Origin of the sequence: Streptomyces sp. So13.3, assembly GCF_005860785.2 — a bacterium.
In the GTDB taxonomy this organism is placed as follows: Bacteria; Actinomycetota; Actinomycetes; order Streptomycetales; family Streptomycetaceae; genus Actinacidiphila; species Actinacidiphila fildesensis.
In genome coordinates this window covers 6,174,495-6,191,348 of sequence record NZ_CP048835.1, presented here as the reverse complement: position 1 = coordinate 6,191,348, position 16,854 = coordinate 6,174,495, and the positions used below count along the sequence as shown (strand labels likewise).

The following is a 16,854-nucleotide window of genomic DNA, read 5'->3' as shown; positions in this document are numbered from 1 at the left end:
CCGTCGGCCACGGCGTCGACAGCAGCTCCGGGCTGCGGTGCTGGAAGGGCTGAGGGTCCCTTCCCGGCGCCGCGGCCCGTGGCGTTTTCCGGGCACCGGCCCCGTTCCCGCCGGGGCCCGCTCCCTCCCCGCTCACACGCGGAAGGCCCCGTCGCAGCACGCGACGGGGCCTTTCCCGTTCCACACGGCCGGGGCCGCGGTCAGTGCGTTTCCGTCACCTTGGCGAGGGCGCGCGGGGCGTCCGGGTCCTGGCCGCGGGCGATGGTGACCTCGTAGGCCAGCATCTGCAGCGGCAGGATCTCCAGGATCGGCTGGACCTCCTCGGCGACCCCCTTCGTCGGCAGGGCGAAGCCCGCTGAGGCGGCGTCCACCTGGGCCTGGGGGCCGATGACCACCAGGTCCGCGCCCCGGCCGCGCAGCCGGTCCAGGACCGGCTGGAGGGCCTCTCCGCCCCTGCCCTCGGTGACGATGGCGATCACCGGCGAGATGTTGTCGACCATGGCCAGCGGGCCGTGCAGCAGATCCGCGCCCGAGTACGCCAGGGCCGGGATGTAGCTGGTCTCCATCAGCTTCAGCGCGGCCTCCCGCGCGGTCGGGTAGCCGTAGCCGCGGGAGGTGATGACCATGCGCTCCGCGAAGCGGTAGCGGCCGGCCAGCGCCTTGACCTCGGCGCCGCGCGCCAGGATCCCCTCGGCCAGTTCCGGCAGCACCTCGGCGGCGGAGCCGTCACCACCGCGCAGGCCCTCCACGAACAGGTACAGGGCCAGCAGCTCGGCGGTGTACGTCTTGGTCGCCGGGAGCGCCTTCTCCGGTCCTGCCAGCACGTCGATGTGGAACTCGGAGACCTCGGCGAGCGGGGACTCCGGGTTGTTCGTCACCGCGACGGTGATCGCACCGGCCTCGCGGGCCGCCCGGGTGGAGGCCACCAGGTCGGGCGAGCCACCGGACTGGCTGACGGTGATGACCAGGCAGTCCGTGAGGTCCGGCGTCGCGCCGTACGCGGTGGTGGTCGACATCGAGGTCAGCCCCGCGGGCTTCCCGAGCAGCACCTCGATCAGGTACTTCGCGTACAGCGCCGCGTTGTCGGACGTACCGCGGGCGGTGAGCAGCACGAAGCGCGGGTTGCGCGCCGCGACCTTCGCGGCGACCGCGCGGATCCGCGGCGCACCCCGCTCCAGGATGCGCCGCAGTACGGCGGGCTGCTCGGCCATCTCGCCGGACATGATCCGGCCCGGTATCAGAATCTTCCGGTCCGGCGTCGGGGCGGACATGCGGTGGGCCTCCAGGCTGTTGCGAATCTCCTCCGCGCCGGTCAGAGCCCGGCTTCCTTGCCGGCGATGACCTCCGCGGCTGCTCGCCCGCACACACGGGCAGCGCCATGGGTCGCGATGTGCAGCGCGCCGGAGGGCGGCGCCTGGGGCACCCCCATCTCCACCACGACCGTGTCGGGCCGGGCGGCGAGCAGGGCGTCCAGAGCGTCGGCCATCCACGCGTGGCGGTGCACGTCGCGGACCACTGCGACGATCCTACGGTCGGACGCGGACTGCAGCACTTTCGCGCAGAGGGCGTCCGCCCCGCCGGCCTCGGCGTCCGCCGCGCGGAAGGTGCCGGTCACGGTGCCGGGCAGCAGCCGCTCCAGTTCCGCGGCCACCCCCCAGGGCGTCTCGGCGCCGACCGCGATGTTCGCGACCGGGGTGAAGGCGGCCACGTACGGCGCGGTCGCGATCGGTACGTACTCCTCCGTACGGGTCACCCGCACGGCCCGGCGGGCCGCGATGAGGCCGACCTCGGGGTCGGGTGCGGTCCCCTCCGCCGCACCCGACCGCTCGGCCGTCCATGCCGCGAGCGACCGCACCCGGGCGGCGGCGTCGGCAAGCCGCTCCTCGGGCAGATCGCCGTCGCGCACCGCACGAACGATGGCGTCGCGGAGCCGCAGCACGGTCTCCTCGTCGGCGAGACCTCCGCCGACACAGATGGCGTCGGCACCGGCCAGCAGCGCCATGACGGTGCCGCGCTCGATGCCGTACGTCGCCGCGATGGCCTGCATCTCGATGCCGTCGGTGACGATGAGTCCGTCGTAACCGAGGCCGCCCTCCGCGGCGGGCGCGCGCAGCAGCCCGTTGAGCGCGCTGGGGCTGAGCGTGGCGGGCCGGTCCGGGTCGAGGGCCGGCACCAGGATGTGGGCGCTCATCACGGCCTTGGTCCCGGCTGCGACGGCGGCCCGGAACGGCACCAGTTCACGGTCCTGCAGGGTCTGCAGGCCGACCTCGATGTTGGGCATCGAGTGGTGCGAGTCGACGGCCGTGTCGCCGTGGCCGGGGAAGTGCTTGGTGCAGGCCGCCACCCCGGCGGACTGCAGACCGGTGATGTACGCGGCGGTGTTGCGTGCGACGAGGTGCGGGTCCGAGCCGAAGGACCGTACGCCGATCACCGGGTTGCCGGGGTCGGAGTTGACGTCCGCGGACGGCGCCCAGTTGAAGTTGACCCCGCAGGTGCCGAGCCGGCGGCCGAGCTCCGCCGCCACCTCCTGCGTCAGGTCCGCGTCGTCGACCGCGCCGAGCGCGAGGTTGCCGGGGAAGGACGAGCCGGTCCGCGCTTCGAGGCGGGTGACGTCACCGCCCTCCTCGTCGGCCGCGACCAGCACGTCCGCCCGTACCGCGCGCAACTGCGCGGTGAGCGCGGACAGCTGCTCGGGCGATTCGATGTTCCGGGCGAACAGCGCCACGGAGCCGAGGCCTTCGGCGAGCCGGAGCAGCAGCCACTCGGGTGCGGTGGTCCCGATGAATCCCGGCTGCAGGACGGCGAGCGCGTCCCGGATGAGGGTGTCGGGGGCGGAGTCGGTAGAAATGACGGTCATCCCTTCACCGCCCCGGCGGTCAGACCGGAAGCGACCTTGCGCTGGACCATGACGAAGAAGATCACCACGGGCAGGGCCACCAGGATGGAGCCCGCCATCAGCGCGCCGAAGTCGGTGCCGCGCTGACCGGTGAAGTTCAGCAGCCAAATGCTGAGTGTGTACTTGTCGTTGTCCTGGAGGAGGACGTAAGCGAAAAGGTATTCGTTCCAGGCCGTCATCAGGGCGTAGATCGAGGCGGCGACCAGGCCGGGTGCCAGCAGCGGGAAGACCACGCGGCGGAAGGCGGCCATCTGGCTGCAGCCGTCGACCATGGCCGACTCCTCCAGCTCCTTGGGGATGTTGACGATGAATCCGCGCAGCATCCACACCGAGAAGGGCAGCGTCGTCGCCGCGTACACGACGATGACGCCCCAGTACTGGTTCAGCCCGCCCATGTCGTTGAGCTGGATGTAGATGGGGATCAGCATCGAGGTGCCGGGGATCATCTGGATCAGCAGCAGCGTGATCATCAGCCCGCGGCGGCCCCAGAAGTGGAAGCGGCCCAGCGCGTAGGCGGCGAGCAGCCCGACGCCGATGGCGATGATGACGCTGAACAGCGAGATGATCACGCTGCTCTTCACGTTGTCCCAGAAGTTGGGCATGTCCATCGCCCGGTGGAACTGGTCGAACGTGATCGAGCTCGGCCAGAGCTTCTGGTGGTAGCTGAGGATCTCGGTGCTGGGCCGGAGCGCGGTGATGACCATCCAGTAGACCGGGAAGCCCATGACCACGAAGGTGAGCAGGCCGAGGATGTTCCAGCCGGTGCGGTTCTTCTTCTTGCTCTTGTAGGTGACCTTGGCGGCGGTAGTCACTCGACCTCTCCGATCTTCATCAGCTGGCGCAGGTAGTAGACGGAGACGCCGGACAGCATCACCACGGTGATGATGGAGATCGCGGCACCCGTGCTGAAGGAGTTACTGGTGAACGCCTGGGTGAAGGAGTAGAGGCCCAGCAGCTGGTAGTCCGGCTCCGGGTGGTTGTTGCGCATCAGCAGCACCTGGCCGAGCACACCGAAGTCCCAGATGATCGACAGCGTCGTGGTCATGACGAAGACCGGCTTGATCACCGGGAAGGTGACGAACCGGAAGATGCCGAAGCCGCTGGCGCCGTCGATCCTGGCCGCCTCCTCCAGCTCCTTGGGCACCTGGGTGAGCGCCGAGTGCAGGCTGATGGCGATGAACGGGATGGCCGCCCAGACCACCAGGGCGGCGATGATCGCCAGCCCCGAGGTGGGGTTGAGGAACCAGTTGTGGCCGGCGTAGTCGACCCCGGGGAGCTTGCTGAGCAGCTCGTTGACCAGCCCGTAGTCCGAGTCGAACATGAACTTGAAGACCGAGGTGGAGACCAGCAGCGGCATCGCCCAGACGGCGACCATCGCGCTGGTGATCATCACCCGGAGCCAGGGCGACACCCGTTGCAGCAGCATGGCTATGAGCAGCCCGAGCAACATGGTGAAGAAGACACAGACGACGACGAAGACGACCGTGCGGATGAACACATGCCAGAACTCGGAGTCGCCGAGGATCGTCGTGTACTGGTCGAGACCGACCCACGGCGGTGTCGTGCCGCCCCACAGGTTGTTGCGCCGCATGTCCTGGAAGGACAGCACCACGGTGTCGATCAGCGGCCAGCCGAGCACGCCCGCCATGACCACCAGGGCCGGAGTGATCAGCAAGTACGGCAGGGTTCTGTTCTGCCGGGTGGCCGGCCGGCGGCGGGCCCCCCGCCCGGATGCGGGCCGGTCCTGAGCCGGCGGCGGGCTCTTCACGAGACCCCGCTCCAGCGGCTCGGTGGCATGCGTGTCGGCGGCACTCATCTCGCTGACCTTTCTTCGTCGTCCATGCCGGGTGCGGAGGCGGACGGCCCACATCCGTGGACCGTCCGCGCTCGCAGCGCCTGTTTCCCCGCCCCCCACGGGCGAGGCCTGGGATCAGGAGGCGTTGTTGATCAGCGAGTTGATCTTGTCGTCGGCCGCCTTGGTGGCGTCGGCGATGGACTTGCCCTTGATGATGTCGAGCAGCATGTTCTTGAGGATGTTCTGCTTCTCGATCGTGGCCCAGCCCGGAGCGATCGGGGTGAACCAGGCGTCGGGCACCGCGTTGGCGATCGGCGCGGTGGCCGGGTCCGACTTCAGCGGCTCGAGCTGCTTGGTGTTGTTCGGGAGGATCTTCTTGCTGGCCAGTACGGCCTCGGACTTCTCGCTGGTGAAGCTGGCGATCCACTCCTTGGCGAGGTCCTGCACCTTGGACTTGCCGACGACGGCGAGGTCCGAGCCACCGATGAAGGACGGCAGCGCCTTGCCGTTCGGGCCGGGCATACCGGCCGTCTTGATGGCGTCCTTCAGCTTCGGGTTGCCGGGCGCCTTGGTGTCGACGACGCTGCCGGACTCCCAGCCGTTGCCGTAGATCAGCGCGGTCTTCTCCTGGGCCATGACCGCGGCGTGGTCCGCCTCGTCCTTGGTCTTGTCACCGTGGTTGTACTTGTTGACCAGCTCGATGAAGTGCTTCAGACCTTCCTGGGCCTCCGGGGAGGACAGGGTGCCGGTCCACTTGCCGCCGTCGTACTTGGCGATCTGGCCGCCGTACGCCTTGACGTAGGACATGGCCGCGTACCAGTACTCGCCCGGCAGGTAGAGCGGCGAGTACGCCTTGTCGGCGCCCTTCGCGGCCGCGATCTTGTCCAGCGCGGCGGTCAGGTCGGTCTCGGTCTTAGGCAGGTCGGCGGAGCCGGTGGCGGCCTTGAAGACATCGGCGTTGTAGATCGCCACACGGGCACCGGCGTAGTACGGCACGCAGTAGAGCTTGCCCTGGTACGAGCAGGTGTCCTCGAGGCCCTTGATCCAGGTGGCCGAATTCTCGAACTTGGTCTTGTCGACCTCGGCGAGGGCACCGTTGAGGATGTACGTCATGGTCTCGGTGTTGCCGAGCTCGACGACATCCGGGGCGCTGGAGCCGGAGAGCGCGGCGTCCAGCTTCTGGACCTTGTCGCTCCACTGCTGGTACTGCACCTTCACGGTGACGTTCGGGTACTTCGCCTTGAACTGGTCGTTGACGCTCTTGACCAGCTCCGGCCAGGTGCTCTGGGCGTCACTCATGAGCCAGACGGTCACGGTGTCCTTGCGGTCCGCCGGCTTCGCGGCCGTGTCGTCCTTCTTGTCGCTGCCACACGCTGCGACGCCCGCGATCATGGTCGCGACACCGATTGCCGCGATGAGCTTGCGCTTCATGCCACCCTCCTCAGGATGCCCGAAACCACCCCCCACCGCCCGAAAAGTCGGCTGCCGCGAGACACGGCAAATGCCGCGTCCTGCTTGTGGGTCTGGGATTGGTCTTTAATGGTTTAGACCAGTGAGCGCAGCTTGGCCTAGACCTTTAGGGGTGTCAAGGGTGTATAAGAAGCGCTGTTAGGTCTGTTATCGGACCGACACCTGAGGGGGACGTCACCTGCCATCGCCTCCCTGCACCACAGCAGCCCGTGCCACCATGTGAGCCGCGATAGACGGAGGAGCCGGTGACGGCAGCACGACAGCAGTCGGGAGTAGACGTCATGGACAGCGACGGGGGCGGCGGCACGCCGGCATCGGACGTGCCGGAGACGGCGGGCGCCGCCGGGCGCACCGCACGTGTGCCCAAGTACTACCGCCTCAAGCGACATCTGCTGGACATCACGCAGACGATGCCGCCCGGCACACCGGTCCCGCCCGAGCGCACGCTCGCGGCGGAATTCGACACCTCCCGCACCACCGTGCGGCAGGCCCTGCAGGAACTGGTCGTCGAGGGGCGCCTCGAACGCATCCAGGGCAAGGGCACCTTCGTCGCCAAGCCGAAGGTCTCCCAGGCACTGCAACTCACCTCGTACACGGAGGACATGCGCGCCCAGGGCCTGGAGCCCACATCACAGCTCCTGGACATCGGCTACATCACCGCGGACGACCGGCTCGCCGGCCTCCTCGACATGAAGACCGGCGGCCGGGTCCTGCGCATCGAGCGGCTGCGGCTCGCCAACAGCGAGCCGATGGCCATCGAGATCACCCATCTGTCGGCGAAGCGCTTCCCCGCGCTGCGCCGCAGCCTCGCCAAGTACACCTCTCTGTACACGGCGCTGGCGGAGGTCTACGACGTACGGCTGGCCGAGGCCGAGGAGACCATCGAGACCTCGCTGGCCACACCCCGGGAGGCCGGCCTGCTCGGCACGGACGTCGGTCTGCCGATGCTCATGCTGTCCCGGCACTCCATCGACACCACGGGCGAACCGGTCGAATGGGTGCGTTCCGTCTACCGCGGCGACCGGTACAAGTTCGTCGCCAGGCTGAGCCGCCCCACCGACTGACCACCGACCGACCGCCGGGCCGCATTCCGGCCGAACCGGCTCCGATCCACCCGATTCCCCTCTCGTCCGGAATCGAGTCCGTACCGATATGCGGACCGCTAGTGACGTGTGGCGGAGTGCTGCCCTAGATTTCCTGCGCATTACGCAGGAGATTCGCTCTAGGGGACGGAGCCGAGAAGATGTCAGCACCACCGGAAACATCACCCACGCCCAACCGCACACCGGTCGTCACACCTTCGCGTGTGGTGGCCGGTGTATGCCTGGTCATCCCGTTGGTCGCGATGCTGTGGGTCAGCTCCTACGCGCGTCTGACGCCGGAGTTCATCGGCATCCCGTTCTTCTACTGGTACCAGATGGCCTGGGTCTTCATCTCGGCCGGACTGACCACGATCGCCTACCTCCTGGTCCGCCGTGAGGAACGCGCACGCAAGGGAGCCGCGTCATGACCGGTGGAGTCAACGGTGTGGCGCTCGGCGTCTTCATCTTCTTCTTCGTGGCGGTCACCGTCCTCGGCTTCCTGGCGGCCCGCTGGCGGCGCGCCGACAACGCGCTGAGCCTGGACGAATGGGGCCTGGGCGGCCGGAGCTTCGGCACCTGGATCACCTGGTTCCTGCTCGGCGGCGACCTCTACACGGCGTACACCTTCGTCGCCGTCCCGGCGGCGATCTACGCGGCGGGCGCGGCCGGCTTCTTCGCGGTGCCGTACACGATCATCACGTACCCCCTGGTCTTCCTCTTCCTGCCGCGGCTCTGGTCGATCTCCCACAAGCACGGCTACGTCACGTCCTCGGACTTCATCCGCGGCCGCTTCGGCTCCAAGGGCCTGTCGCTGGCGATGGCCGTCACCGGCATCCTCGCCACGATGCCGTACATCGCGCTGCAACTCGTCGGGATCCAGGCGGTCCTGGACGTGATGGGCGTGGGCGGCGGCGAGAACTCCAGCTGGTTCATGAAGGACCTGCCGCTGCTGATCGCGTTCGGGGTGCTCGCGGCGTACACGTACTCCTCGGGGCTGCGCGCGCCCGCGATGATCGCGTTCGTCAAGGACGCGCTGATCTACATCGTCATCGCGGTGGCGATCATCTACATCCCGTACAAACTGGGCGGGTTCGACGACATCTTCGACAAGGCGGGCAAGGCGTACGCCACCGTCAACCCGGCGACCGGGAAGCCCAAGGGCTCGCTGGTCTCCGGGCCGCAAGCGCAGTGGGCGTACGCGACCCTGGCGCTCGGCTCGGCCATGGCGCTGTTCCTGTACCCGCACTCGGTGACCGCGGTGCTGTCCGGCAAGAGCCGCAACGTCATCCGCCGCAACACCACCATCCTGCCGCTGTACTCCCTGATGCTGGGCCTGCTGGCGATGCTCGGCTTCATGGCGCTGGCGGCCGGCGTCGGTGTCGGGGTGAAGGGCTACAACCCGCAGACGGCGATCCCGCAGCTGTTCGAGAACATGTTCCCTGACTGGTTCGCGGGGGTGGCGTTCGCCGCGATCGGCATCGGCGCGCTGGTGCCCGCGGCCATCATGTCGATCGCCGCGGCGAACCTGTTCACCCGCAACATCTACAAGGACTTCATCAAGCCCGACGCGACCCCCGCGCAGGAGACCAAGGTCTCCAAGCTGGTGTCGCTGCTGGTGAAGGTCGGCGCGCTGATCTTCGTCCTCACCATGGACAAGACGGTCGCGATCAACTTCCAGCTGCTGGGCGGCATCTGGATCCTGCAGACCGTCCCGGCCATCGTCGGCGGGCTGTTCACCCGGTGGTTCCACCGCTGGGCGCTACTGGCCGGCTGGGCCGCGGGCATGGTCTACGGCACCTGGAAGGCGTACGAGCAGCACACCCCGGCACAGACGCACTTCGCCGGGAACGCCGACCTGATCCCGTACATCGGCGAGAAGGGCTACATCGGCCTCACGGCCTTCGTGATCAACATAGTCGTGGCGGTCGTCCTGACCTTCGTCCTCAAGGCGCTCAAGGCGCCCGAGGGCGTCGACGAGACCTCGCCCTCCGACTACACGGCCGACTCCGGTGAGCCGGGCGTCAAGGGCACCGGAGAGCCGGACGCCAAGGAGGAACTGCCACTGGTGGTTTCCTGAGCTTCCGGTTCCTCCGCGGTTCCCCGGGACCCGGTGTCACGCGCTCCGCGCGGGCACCGGGTCCCGGAACGTCCGGCGGTAGGCCTGCGGGGTGGTGCCCACCCACTGGGCGAAGTGATGGCGCAGGGTCGCCGCGCTGCCGAGGCCCGCGCGGGTGGCGATCGCCTCCATCGTCTCGTCCGTCCCCTCCAGCAACTCGCGCGCCAGCAGCACCCGCTGGCCCAGCAGCCAGCGGTACGGGGTGGTGCCCGTCTCCTGCTGGAAGCGGCGGGCGAACGTGCGCGGCGACATATGGGCGCGGGCGGCCAGCTCCTCGACGGTCACCTCACGGTCCAGATGGCGCTCCATCCAGCTGAGCACCGCGCCCACGGTGTCGCACCGGCCGCGCGGCAGTGGCCGGTCCACGTACTGCGCCTGCCCGCCCTCCCGGTGCGGCGGCACGACCATGCGCCGGGCGATGCCGGTGGCCACCGCGCTGCCCTGCTCCTTGCGGACCAGGTGCAGACAGGCGTCGATGCCCGCCGCCGTGCCGGCCGACGTGATCACCGGGTCGTCATCCACGTACAGCACGTCCGCCTCGACCTGTGCGAGCGGGAAGCGGCGCGACAGCGCCTCGGTGTGCCGCCAGTGCGTGGTGCAGCTCCGGCCGTCCAGCAGCCCGGCCGCGCCCAGCACGAACGCTCCCGAGCACACGCTGAGCACCCGGCCGCCCCGCTCCACGGCGCCGCGCAGCGCGCGCAGCAGCTCCGGCGGGTACTCCGCCCGCTCGGGGTAGTCGCACCCGGCCGGGACGGCGATGAGGTCCGCCTCCTCCAGCCGGTCGACACCGTACGGCGTCGAGACGTCCATGCCGTTGTGCAGATGGACGGGGTGCTTCCCGATGCCGACGACGGCGAAGTCGTAGACGGGCAGCCCCTGCTCACTGCGGTCGATGCCGAAGACTTCACAGACAACGCCCAGTTCGAAGGCGTGTCCGCCGTCCATCAGAACCACTGCCACGTTTTCCAGCATGGTTCCAGCATCCCACTTGGCAGTAATTAGCGGTAGTGAGTCAGTCCTGCCACTCCCGTGGCGGGGCCGCCCGCCCGAAAATAGATGCATGAACACATTCCTCGGCCTCCTGGCCGCCACCGCCCTGATCCTCCTCGTCGCCCTGCCCGCCCTGATCGGCTTCCGCGTCGAGCTCCGCATCTCCCGCCAGATCCGCGCCGCGAGGGCCGCGGAGCGGCGTCACGAGGAGCAGTCGGCGTCGGCCCTCAGGTCGGCCGAGCCCACCCGCGGCGCCTTCAGCCCGGTCGTCTGAATGCACCCGCCGCACTCCGCGAAGGCCGGCGCCGGCCATGCGGCAGACTGCGGGGATGGACATCATCATCCGCCCCGCGCGCGCGGACGAGCTCGATGAGGCAGGCCGCATCACCGCCGACGCCTTCATCGCCGACGGCCACACCCAGCCGGACGGCCAGTACGCCCCGAAACTGCGCGATGCCCGCGCCCGCGCCGTCTCCGCGGAGGTGCTCGTCGCGGTCGACGCGGCGGACGACACGCTGCTCGGCTGCGTGACGTTCGCCCCTCCCGGCAGCCCCTGGGGCGACATAGCCCGGGACGGCGAGGCGGAGTTCCGGATGCTGGCCGTCGACCCGGCCGCGCGCGGCCGCGGCACCGGCGAGGCACTCGTCCTCGCGTGTGTGGAACGGGCCCGTGCCCTCGGCGTACGGCAACTGGTGATGTCCACCCAGCAGTCGATGACCGGCGCCCACCGCATCTACGAACGGCTCGGATTCCGGCGCACGCCGGACCGCGACTGGTCGCCCGTTCCGGACGTCCACCTCTTCACGTACGCCCTCCCGTTGTAACGCACCGTCCACCGCGCACCACACCAGACACAACATCTGGGGTTAGCGCTGCGAGGCGCCACTAGATGTATGCTCAGGACCGCTGTCCACGCAGGGGAAGCCGGTGAGAATCCGGCACTGCCCCGCAACGGTGAGCGGTCGTGCCTGCGCACGCCCGCACAGTCCGGCCACCTGCTGACGGCGCATCCGGTCCTGCCTTCCGGGTGCAGTGTTGTCCGGGCCTCGCGGGTTGGGCCGGCGGACGCGATATGGCACACCCCTGCCCTGATGCGGTGTGCCCGAACGCGCCTGCTCCTCCCCCCTCGCGACGCCGTCGCCGCGTTCGAGGGAGAGAGCACCAACGTGACCATCGCGCCCGCAGCCCCCGCCTCAGCAGGAACCATCCTGCTGCACACCCTGACGGAACTGACCGTCGACCTCCCCGACACCGACCCCGGCCGGGTCGCCGCTGCCGCCCTCCGCGGCCGCAACGCCGGATCGGACGAGGCCGAACTGCGGGCGCTGGCCACCGAGGCCGCCGCCGGACTGATCTCCGAGGACCCCCAGTACAGCCGGCTCGCGGCCCGGCTGCTGGCCCGCGCGGTCGCCGACGAGGCGGCGGGGCAGGGCGCCGTCTCCTTCTCCGCCTCCATCGCCGTCGGGCACCGCGAAGGCCTGATCGCCGACGCCACGGCCGAGTTCGTCATGCTGCACGCCGCCCGCCTGGACGCGATGATCGACGACACCGCCGACGACCGCCTCGAGTACTTCGGCCTGCGCACCCTGCACAGCCGCTACCTGCTCCGGCACCCGATCACCCGCCAGGTCATCGAGACCCCGCAGCACTTCCTGCTGCGCGTCGCCTGCGGTCTGGCCGCGGACCACTCGGTGCGCGCCCTCGTCGAGGTCGGCGAGCTCTACGCGCTGACCAGCACGCTCTCCTACCTCCCCAGCTCCCCCACGCTCTTCAACTCCGGTACCCGGCACCCGCAGATGTCGTCCTGCTACCTGCTGGACTCCCCGCTCGACGAGCTGGACTCCATCTACGACCGCTACCACCAGGTCGCCCGGCTGTCGAAGCACGCCGGCGGCATCGGCATCCCGTTCAGCCGGATCCGCTCCCGCGGCTCGCTGATCCGCGGCACCAACGGGCACTCCAACGGCATCGTCCCGTTCCTGCGCACCCTCGACGCGTCCGTCGCCGCCGTCAACCAGGGCGGCCGGCGCAAGGGCGCCGCCGCCGTCTACCTGGAGACGTGGCACGCCGACATCGAGGAGTTCCTGGAGCTGCGCGACAACACCGGTGAGGAGGCCAGGCGTACGCACAACCTGAACCTCGCGCACTGGATCCCCGACGAGTTCATGCGCCGGGTGGACGCGGACACCGACTGGTCGCTGTTCTCCCCCGCCGACGTACCCGAGCTCGTCGACCTGTGGGGCGGCGACTTCGACGAGGCCTACCGCAAGGCCGAGTCCGCCGGTCTGGCCATCAAGACCATCCCGGCCCGCCAGCTCTACGCCCGGATGATGCGCACCCTCGCGCAGACCGGCAACGGCTGGCTGAACTTCAAGGACTCCGCCAACCGCACCGCCAACCAGACGGCGCTGCCCGGCAACGTGGTCCACTCCTCGAACCTGTGCACGGAGATCCTGGAGGTCTCCGACGACGGCGAGACCGCCGTCTGCAACCTCGGCTCGGTGAACCTCTCCGCGCACCTGGGCACCGACGGCGAGATGGACTGGGAGAAGCTCGACGCCACCGTCCGCACCGCCGTCACCTTCCTCGACCGCGTGGTGGACATCAACTTCTACCCGACCGACCAGGCCGGCGCGTCGAACTCCCGCTGGCGGCCGGTCGGCCTGGGCCTGATGGGCCTGCAGGACGTCTTCTTCAAGCTGCGGCTGCCGTTCGACTGCGCCGAGGCGCGGACGCTGTCCACCCGCATCTCGGAGCGGATCATGCTCGCCGCTTACGAGGCGTCCGCCACCCTCGCCGAGCGGCACGGCCCGCACCCCGGCTGGGAGCAGACCCGTACCGCCCAGGGCGTGCTGCACCCCGACCACTACGACACCGCCGAGTCGCTCTGGCCGGAGCGCTGGGACGCGCTGCGCGCCCGGATCGCGAAGACCGGCATGCGCAACTCCCTGCTGCTGGCCATCGCGCCGACCGCGACGATCGCCTCGATCGCCGGTGTCTACGAGTGCATCGAGCCGCAGGTCTCCAACCTCTTCAAGCGCGAGACGCTGTCGGGTGAGTTCCTCCAGGTCAACTCCTACCTGGTGAACGAGCTCAAGGAGCTCGGCGTCTGGGACGCCCAGTCCCGCGAGGCGCTGCGCGAGTCCAACGGCTCCGTCGAGGGCTTCACCTGGATCCCGGCCGAGGTGCGCGCCCTGTACCGCACCGCCTGGGAGCTGCCGCAGCGCGCCCTGATCGACATGGCCGCGGCACGCACCCCGTACCTCGACCAGAGCCAGTCGCTGAACCTCTTCATGGCCTCGCCGACCATCGGCAAGCTCAGCTCGATGTACGCGTACGCCTGGAAGCAGGGCCTGAAGACCACGTACTACCTGCGGTCCCGGCCGGCCACCCGGATCGCCCGCGCCGCCGCGGCAGCACCGGCCGCCGCCGTGCCCGCGCCCATCCCCGTCCAGCAGACGACGGACGACGACGCCGTCGCCTGCTCCCTGGAAAACCCCGAGTCCTGCGAGGCCTGCCAGTAATGCCGACCACCACCAACACGACGACGCACGAGAAGCACCTCCTCGACCCGGGCTTCGAGCTGACCCTGCGTCCGATGCGCTACCCGGAGTTCTACGAGCGCTACCACAACGCGATCAAGAACACCTGGTCCGTCGAGGAGGTCGACCTCCACTCCGACGTCGCCGACCTCGCCAAGCTCTCCCCCGGCGAGCAGCACATGATCGGCCGCCTCGTCGCGTTCTTCGCGACCGGTGACTCGATCGTCTCCAACAACCTCGTGCTCACGCTCTACAAGCACATCAACTCGCCCGAGGCCCGGCTCTACCTGTCCCGCCAGCTCTTCGAGGAGGCCGTGCACGTCCAGTTCTATCTGACGCTGCTCGACACGTACCTCCCCGATCCGGACGACCGGGCCGCCGCGTTCGACGCGGTCGAGAGCATCCCGTCGATCCGCGAGAAGGCGCAGTTCTGCTTCAAGTGGATGGACTCCGTCGAGAAGATCGACCGGCTGGAGTCGAAGTCCGACCGGCGCCGCTTCCTGCTCAACCTCATCTGCTTCGCGGCCTGCATCGAGGGGCTGTTCTTCTACGGTGCCTTCGCCTACGTCTACTGGTTCCGCTCGCGGGGCCTGCTGCACGGATTGGCGACCGGCACCAACTGGGTCTTCCGGGACGAGACCGGCCACATGGACGCGGCGTTCGCGTTCGTCGACACCGTCCGGGAGGAAGAGCCGGACCTCTTCGACGCGGAACTCGACCAGCAGATCACCGACATGATCCGCGAGGCCGTCGAGGCGGAGCTCCAGTTCGGCCGCGACCTCTGCGGTGACGGCCTGCCCGGCATGAACACCGAGTCGATGCGCGAGTACCTCCAGTGCGTCGCCGACCAGCGCCTCGCCCGGCTCGGCATCAAGCCGGTCTACGGTTCGGAGAACCCGTTCTCCTTCATGGAGCTCCAGGGCGTCCAGGAACTGACCAACTTCTTCGAACGCCGCGCCTCCGCCTACCAGGTGGCGGTCGAGGGCACGGTCGGCTTCGACGACGACTTCTAGTCACCACGACGGCCGGCCACCACGGCCGGCAACGCGTAAGGGCCCCGCTCCATGAGCGGGGCCCTTACGCGTGGTGCTGCGGGCGACGGTCAGTCGTTGGGGACCGTGGCGAACTTGGGGGTGGCTTCTTCCATCTGGCGCAGCACGTCCTTGCGGTCGCGCTTGGAGAGCCGGTCGATGTACAGGTAGCCGTACAGGTGGTCGGTCTCGTGCTGGAGGCAGCGGGCGAAGTAGCCGGTGCCCTCCAGGGCGATGGGGTTGCCCTTGAGGTCCTGGCCGCGGACGATCGCGTAGTCCGGGCGGGCCAGTTCCATGTAGGCGCCGGGCACCGAGAGGCAGCCCTCGTTGGAGTCGTCGAGCACGCGCCGGTCGGCGGGGATCTCGTCCAGGACGGGGTTGCAGACGGCGCCGGTGTGGCGCACGCCGTCGTCGTCCGGGCAGTCGTAGACGAAGACCTTGAGGTCGACGCCGATCTGGTTGGCGGCGAGGCCGACGCCCTCGGCGGCCTTCTGGCTCGCGAACATGTCGTCCACGAGGGCGGCGAGCGCGTCGTCGAACTCCGTGACGTCGCGGCACTCCTTGTGGAGCACCGGATTGCCCACGACGGTGATCGGGCGGGCCGTCCCGCGCTCGCGGTACGCCAGCTCGCGCGCCTCGGCGTCCGTGGTGTCGTCGAAGAACTCCGACGCTTCACCGTGCTCGTGCGCGTGCCGGTCCTGCTGCTTCTCGGTTTCCTGCTGCGACATGTTCCGCCGTACGCCTTCCCAATTCCGTCATAGACCCGTCAAGCGTACGGGGCCGCGCAAGGTCAGCAGACCTCCTCCAGATCACGCCAGTCCCGGGTGTCCGGGCTGTCCGCGATCCAGCTGTCGAGAAGGCCTCGTACGAGGGCGGCGGGCGCCGCTATCCCGCACTCACGTTCGGGGACCCAGAGGGAGCCCGCGCTGTGGTGGCTGAGGTGGCCGGGGTGGCCGGGTTCACCGTGGTCATGGGGGTCGCGGGAGGTCGCGGAGCCGTCGTCGGTGGGCATCCGGCTCTCCGAGCAGGTACGGCAGAGCAGCCGCACGGAGGACGACCAGTCCTCGGCGGCGAAGCCGGCGTCGGCGGCCAGCCGCTCCAGGGCGTCCCGGTCGGCCGCGGTGGCGGCCTCCAGCAGGACCAGCCAGGTGGGCACCGGCGAGGGCGCCCACAGCTCGATCTCGTCGAACACCGGGTACACGGACTTCGCGGAGCCCTCCGCGGTGGCGCGCTCACCGTGCGGGACGCCGTCGTGCAGCACGACCTCGCCCCAGCGGCGGCCCGAGGACGGCAGCGGGATGCTCAGCACCTCGATCCTGGCCGGATCCAGCCGGCGGCCCCAGACGACCTCGGCCTCGCCCTCCGGCGACAGCCTTACGGCGGCGCTGCCCAGCGCCAGCCGGACCGCTTCCTCGGAGGCGCTCTCGGCGGAGCCGGACGGCAGCCGCAGCCCGTACGCCTGCCAGGAGCGGCGGGCCAGCGGCCAGTCCTGCAGGGCGGTGGCGGCGATGCCGAGGTTCCACCAGTCCGGGGCGCCGGAGTCGCGGTCCAGCAGGGCCACGGCACGCAGCCCGGCGGTGCGGGCCTGCTCCCAGTCGTGGCGGAACTTGTGCAGCAGCGCGAGGTTGTACCAGGACTCGGAGAGCCACGGTTCCATGTCGGCGGCGCGCGTCAGCAGCGCGCCCGCGTCCTCGTAGCGCCCGTCGCCGATGAGCGAGAAGGCGCGGTCGGTGGCCTGCCGCCACGTAGGGGAGGGCCGGTGCCGCACTCTGCCGAAGATCCTCACGATTCCCGCCTGCCTGCTCAGCCGATCACGGCCGGGACGTCGCCTTTCCGCACCACGTCCCCCTCGGACACTTTCAGCCCGGTGACGATTCCCGGCATCTCGGTGAGTACCGGGATTTCCTGCTCCACGGTCTCCAGCATGACGAC

At 69.5% G+C, this 16,854-nt stretch carries 16 protein-coding genes and 1 riboswitch; of the genes, 7 read left to right on the top strand and 9 right to left on the bottom strand.

The window, feature by feature from the left end; genetic code table 11:
• Positions 1-200: 200 nt before the first annotated feature.
• The 5 genes from C8250_RS28020 to C8250_RS28000 all read right to left on the bottom strand — a co-directional run bounded on the left by C8250_RS28020 (position 201) and on the right by C8250_RS28000 (position 6,122).
• The gene (locus tag C8250_RS28020; RefSeq protein WP_138350913.1) at positions 201-1,271 is read right to left on the bottom strand and encodes an SIS domain-containing protein; all 1,071 of its coding nucleotides are present in this window, start codon (positions 1,269-1,271) and stop codon (positions 201-203) included.
• Positions 1,272-1,312: 41 nt separating this feature from the next.
• Positions 1,313-2,857 carry a glycoside hydrolase family 3 protein gene (locus tag C8250_RS28015; protein WP_138350914.1) on the bottom strand — a complete coding sequence of 515 codons (1,545 nt, stop codon included), beginning with the start codon at positions 2,855-2,857 and terminating at the stop codon, positions 1,313-1,315.
• Positions 2,854-3,708, bottom strand: coding sequence for a carbohydrate ABC transporter permease (locus C8250_RS28010; RefSeq protein WP_244809403.1), 855 nt, complete (start codon positions 3,706-3,708; stop codon positions 2,854-2,856). The genes C8250_RS28015 and C8250_RS28010 overlap by 4 nt, the downstream gene beginning before the upstream one ends.
• Positions 3,705-4,712 (bottom strand): sugar ABC transporter permease, encoded by a 1,008-nt coding sequence (locus C8250_RS28005; RefSeq protein WP_138350915.1) that lies wholly within the window; start codon positions 4,710-4,712, stop codon positions 3,705-3,707. The genes C8250_RS28010 and C8250_RS28005 overlap by 4 nt, the downstream gene beginning before the upstream one ends.
• A 114-nt stretch (positions 4,713-4,826) precedes the next feature.
• Positions 4,827-6,122, bottom strand: a complete 1,296-nt coding sequence (locus tag C8250_RS28000) for an extracellular solute-binding protein (protein ID WP_138350916.1) — start codon at positions 6,120-6,122, stop codon at positions 4,827-4,829.
• 320 nt (positions 6,123-6,442) lie between these two features.
• Here C8250_RS28000 and C8250_RS27995 point away from each other — a divergent pair, with 320 nt between their 5' ends.
• The 3 genes from C8250_RS27995 (at position 6,443) to C8250_RS27985 (ending at position 9,320) form a co-directional block, all read left to right on the top strand.
• The gene (locus C8250_RS27995) at positions 6,443-7,225 is read left to right on the top strand and encodes a GntR family transcriptional regulator (protein ID WP_138351076.1); all 783 of its coding nucleotides are present in this window, start codon (positions 6,443-6,445) and stop codon (positions 7,223-7,225) included.
• A 179-nt stretch (positions 7,226-7,404) separates the two neighbouring features.
• The gene (locus C8250_RS27990) at positions 7,405-7,671 is read left to right on the top strand and encodes a DUF3311 domain-containing protein (RefSeq protein ID WP_138350917.1); all 267 of its coding nucleotides are present in this window, start codon (positions 7,405-7,407) and stop codon (positions 7,669-7,671) included.
• A complete protein-coding gene (locus C8250_RS27985; RefSeq protein ID WP_138350918.1) occupies positions 7,668-9,320 on the top strand; it encodes a sodium:solute symporter in 1,653 nt (550 codons plus the stop codon). Before C8250_RS27990 ends, C8250_RS27985 begins: the two co-directional genes overlap by 4 nt.
• Before the next feature lie 36 nt (positions 9,321-9,356).
• On the opposite strand, the gene C8250_RS27980 is transcribed toward C8250_RS27985, so the two are convergent.
• The gene (locus C8250_RS27980; RefSeq protein ID WP_138350919.1) at positions 9,357-10,331 is read right to left on the bottom strand and encodes a helix-turn-helix domain-containing protein; all 975 of its coding nucleotides are present in this window, start codon (positions 10,329-10,331) and stop codon (positions 9,357-9,359) included.
• Between the two features lie 88 nt (positions 10,332-10,419).
• Between C8250_RS27980 and C8250_RS27975 the strand changes: the two genes are divergently transcribed.
• The 4 genes from C8250_RS27975 to C8250_RS27960 all read left to right on the top strand — a co-directional run bounded on the left by C8250_RS27975 (position 10,420) and on the right by C8250_RS27960 (position 14,904).
• The gene (locus tag C8250_RS27975) at positions 10,420-10,623 is read left to right on the top strand and encodes a hypothetical protein (RefSeq protein WP_138350920.1); all 204 of its coding nucleotides are present in this window, start codon (positions 10,420-10,422) and stop codon (positions 10,621-10,623) included.
• Positions 10,624-10,678: 55 nt separating this feature from the next.
• Positions 10,679-11,173, top strand: coding sequence for a GNAT family N-acetyltransferase (locus C8250_RS27970; protein ID WP_138350921.1), 495 nt, complete (start codon positions 10,679-10,681; stop codon positions 11,171-11,173).
• Between the two features lie 62 nt (positions 11,174-11,235).
• Positions 11,236-11,367, top strand: a riboswitch (cobalamin riboswitch).
• A gap of 148 nt (positions 11,368-11,515) precedes the next feature.
• A complete protein-coding gene (locus tag C8250_RS27965; protein WP_244809401.1) occupies positions 11,516-13,873 on the top strand; it encodes a ribonucleoside-diphosphate reductase subunit alpha in 2,358 nt (785 codons plus the stop codon).
• The gene (locus tag C8250_RS27960; protein WP_138350923.1) at positions 13,873-14,904 is read left to right on the top strand and encodes a ribonucleotide-diphosphate reductase subunit beta; all 1,032 of its coding nucleotides are present in this window, start codon (positions 13,873-13,875) and stop codon (positions 14,902-14,904) included. The genes C8250_RS27965 and C8250_RS27960 overlap by 1 nt, the downstream gene beginning before the upstream one ends.
• Before the next feature lie 89 nt (positions 14,905-14,993).
• Here C8250_RS27960 and def read toward each other — a convergent pair whose 3' ends face one another.
• From def to C8250_RS44500, 3 genes are all read right to left on the bottom strand, one after another.
• Positions 14,994-15,650: a peptide deformylase gene (gene def / locus C8250_RS27955; protein ID WP_138350924.1), complete on the bottom strand. Its 657-nt coding sequence runs from the start codon at positions 15,648-15,650 to the stop codon at positions 14,994-14,996.
• 62 nt (positions 15,651-15,712) lie between these two features.
• The gene (locus tag C8250_RS27950; RefSeq protein ID WP_138350925.1) at positions 15,713-16,708 is read right to left on the bottom strand and encodes a hypothetical protein; all 996 of its coding nucleotides are present in this window, start codon (positions 16,706-16,708) and stop codon (positions 15,713-15,715) included.
• Between the two features lie 17 nt (positions 16,709-16,725).
• The gene (locus tag C8250_RS44500) at positions 16,726-16,848 is read right to left on the bottom strand and encodes a biotin/lipoyl-binding protein (RefSeq protein ID WP_269284347.1); all 123 of its coding nucleotides are present in this window, start codon (positions 16,846-16,848) and stop codon (positions 16,726-16,728) included.
• Positions 16,849-16,854: the final 6 nt, after the last annotated feature.

Coding starts and splice junctions, on each gene's coding strand:
- C8250_RS28020 (WP_138350913.1), bottom strand. CDS start 1,271: ATGTCCGCCCCGACGCCGGACCGGAAGATTCTGATACCGGGCCGGATC.
- C8250_RS28015 (WP_138350914.1), bottom strand. CDS start 2,857: ATGACCGTCATTTCTACCGACTCCGCCCCCGACACCCTCATCCGGGAC.
- C8250_RS28005 (WP_138350915.1), bottom strand. CDS start 4,712: ATGAGTGCCGCCGACACGCATGCCACCGAGCCGCTGGAGCGGGGTCTC.
- C8250_RS28000 (WP_138350916.1), bottom strand. CDS start 6,122: ATGAAGCGCAAGCTCATCGCGGCAATCGGTGTCGCGACCATGATCGCG.
- C8250_RS27995 (WP_138351076.1), top strand. CDS start 6,443: ATGGACAGCGACGGGGGCGGCGGCACGCCGGCATCGGACGTGCCGGAG.
- C8250_RS27990 (WP_138350917.1), top strand. CDS start 7,405: ATGTCAGCACCACCGGAAACATCACCCACGCCCAACCGCACACCGGTC.
- C8250_RS27985 (WP_138350918.1), top strand. CDS start 7,668: ATGACCGGTGGAGTCAACGGTGTGGCGCTCGGCGTCTTCATCTTCTTC.
- C8250_RS27980 (WP_138350919.1), bottom strand. CDS start 10,331: ATGCTGGAAAACGTGGCAGTGGTTCTGATGGACGGCGGACACGCCTTC.
- C8250_RS27975 (WP_138350920.1), top strand. CDS start 10,420: ATGAACACATTCCTCGGCCTCCTGGCCGCCACCGCCCTGATCCTCCTC.
- C8250_RS27970 (WP_138350921.1), top strand. CDS start 10,679: ATGGACATCATCATCCGCCCCGCGCGCGCGGACGAGCTCGATGAGGCA.
- C8250_RS27960 (WP_138350923.1), top strand. CDS start 13,873: ATGCCGACCACCACCAACACGACGACGCACGAGAAGCACCTCCTCGAC.
- def (WP_138350924.1), bottom strand. CDS start 15,650: ATGTCGCAGCAGGAAACCGAGAAGCAGCAGGACCGGCACGCGCACGAG.
- C8250_RS44500 (WP_269284347.1), bottom strand. CDS start 16,848: ATGCTGGAGACCGTGGAGCAGGAAATCCCGGTACTCACCGAGATGCCG.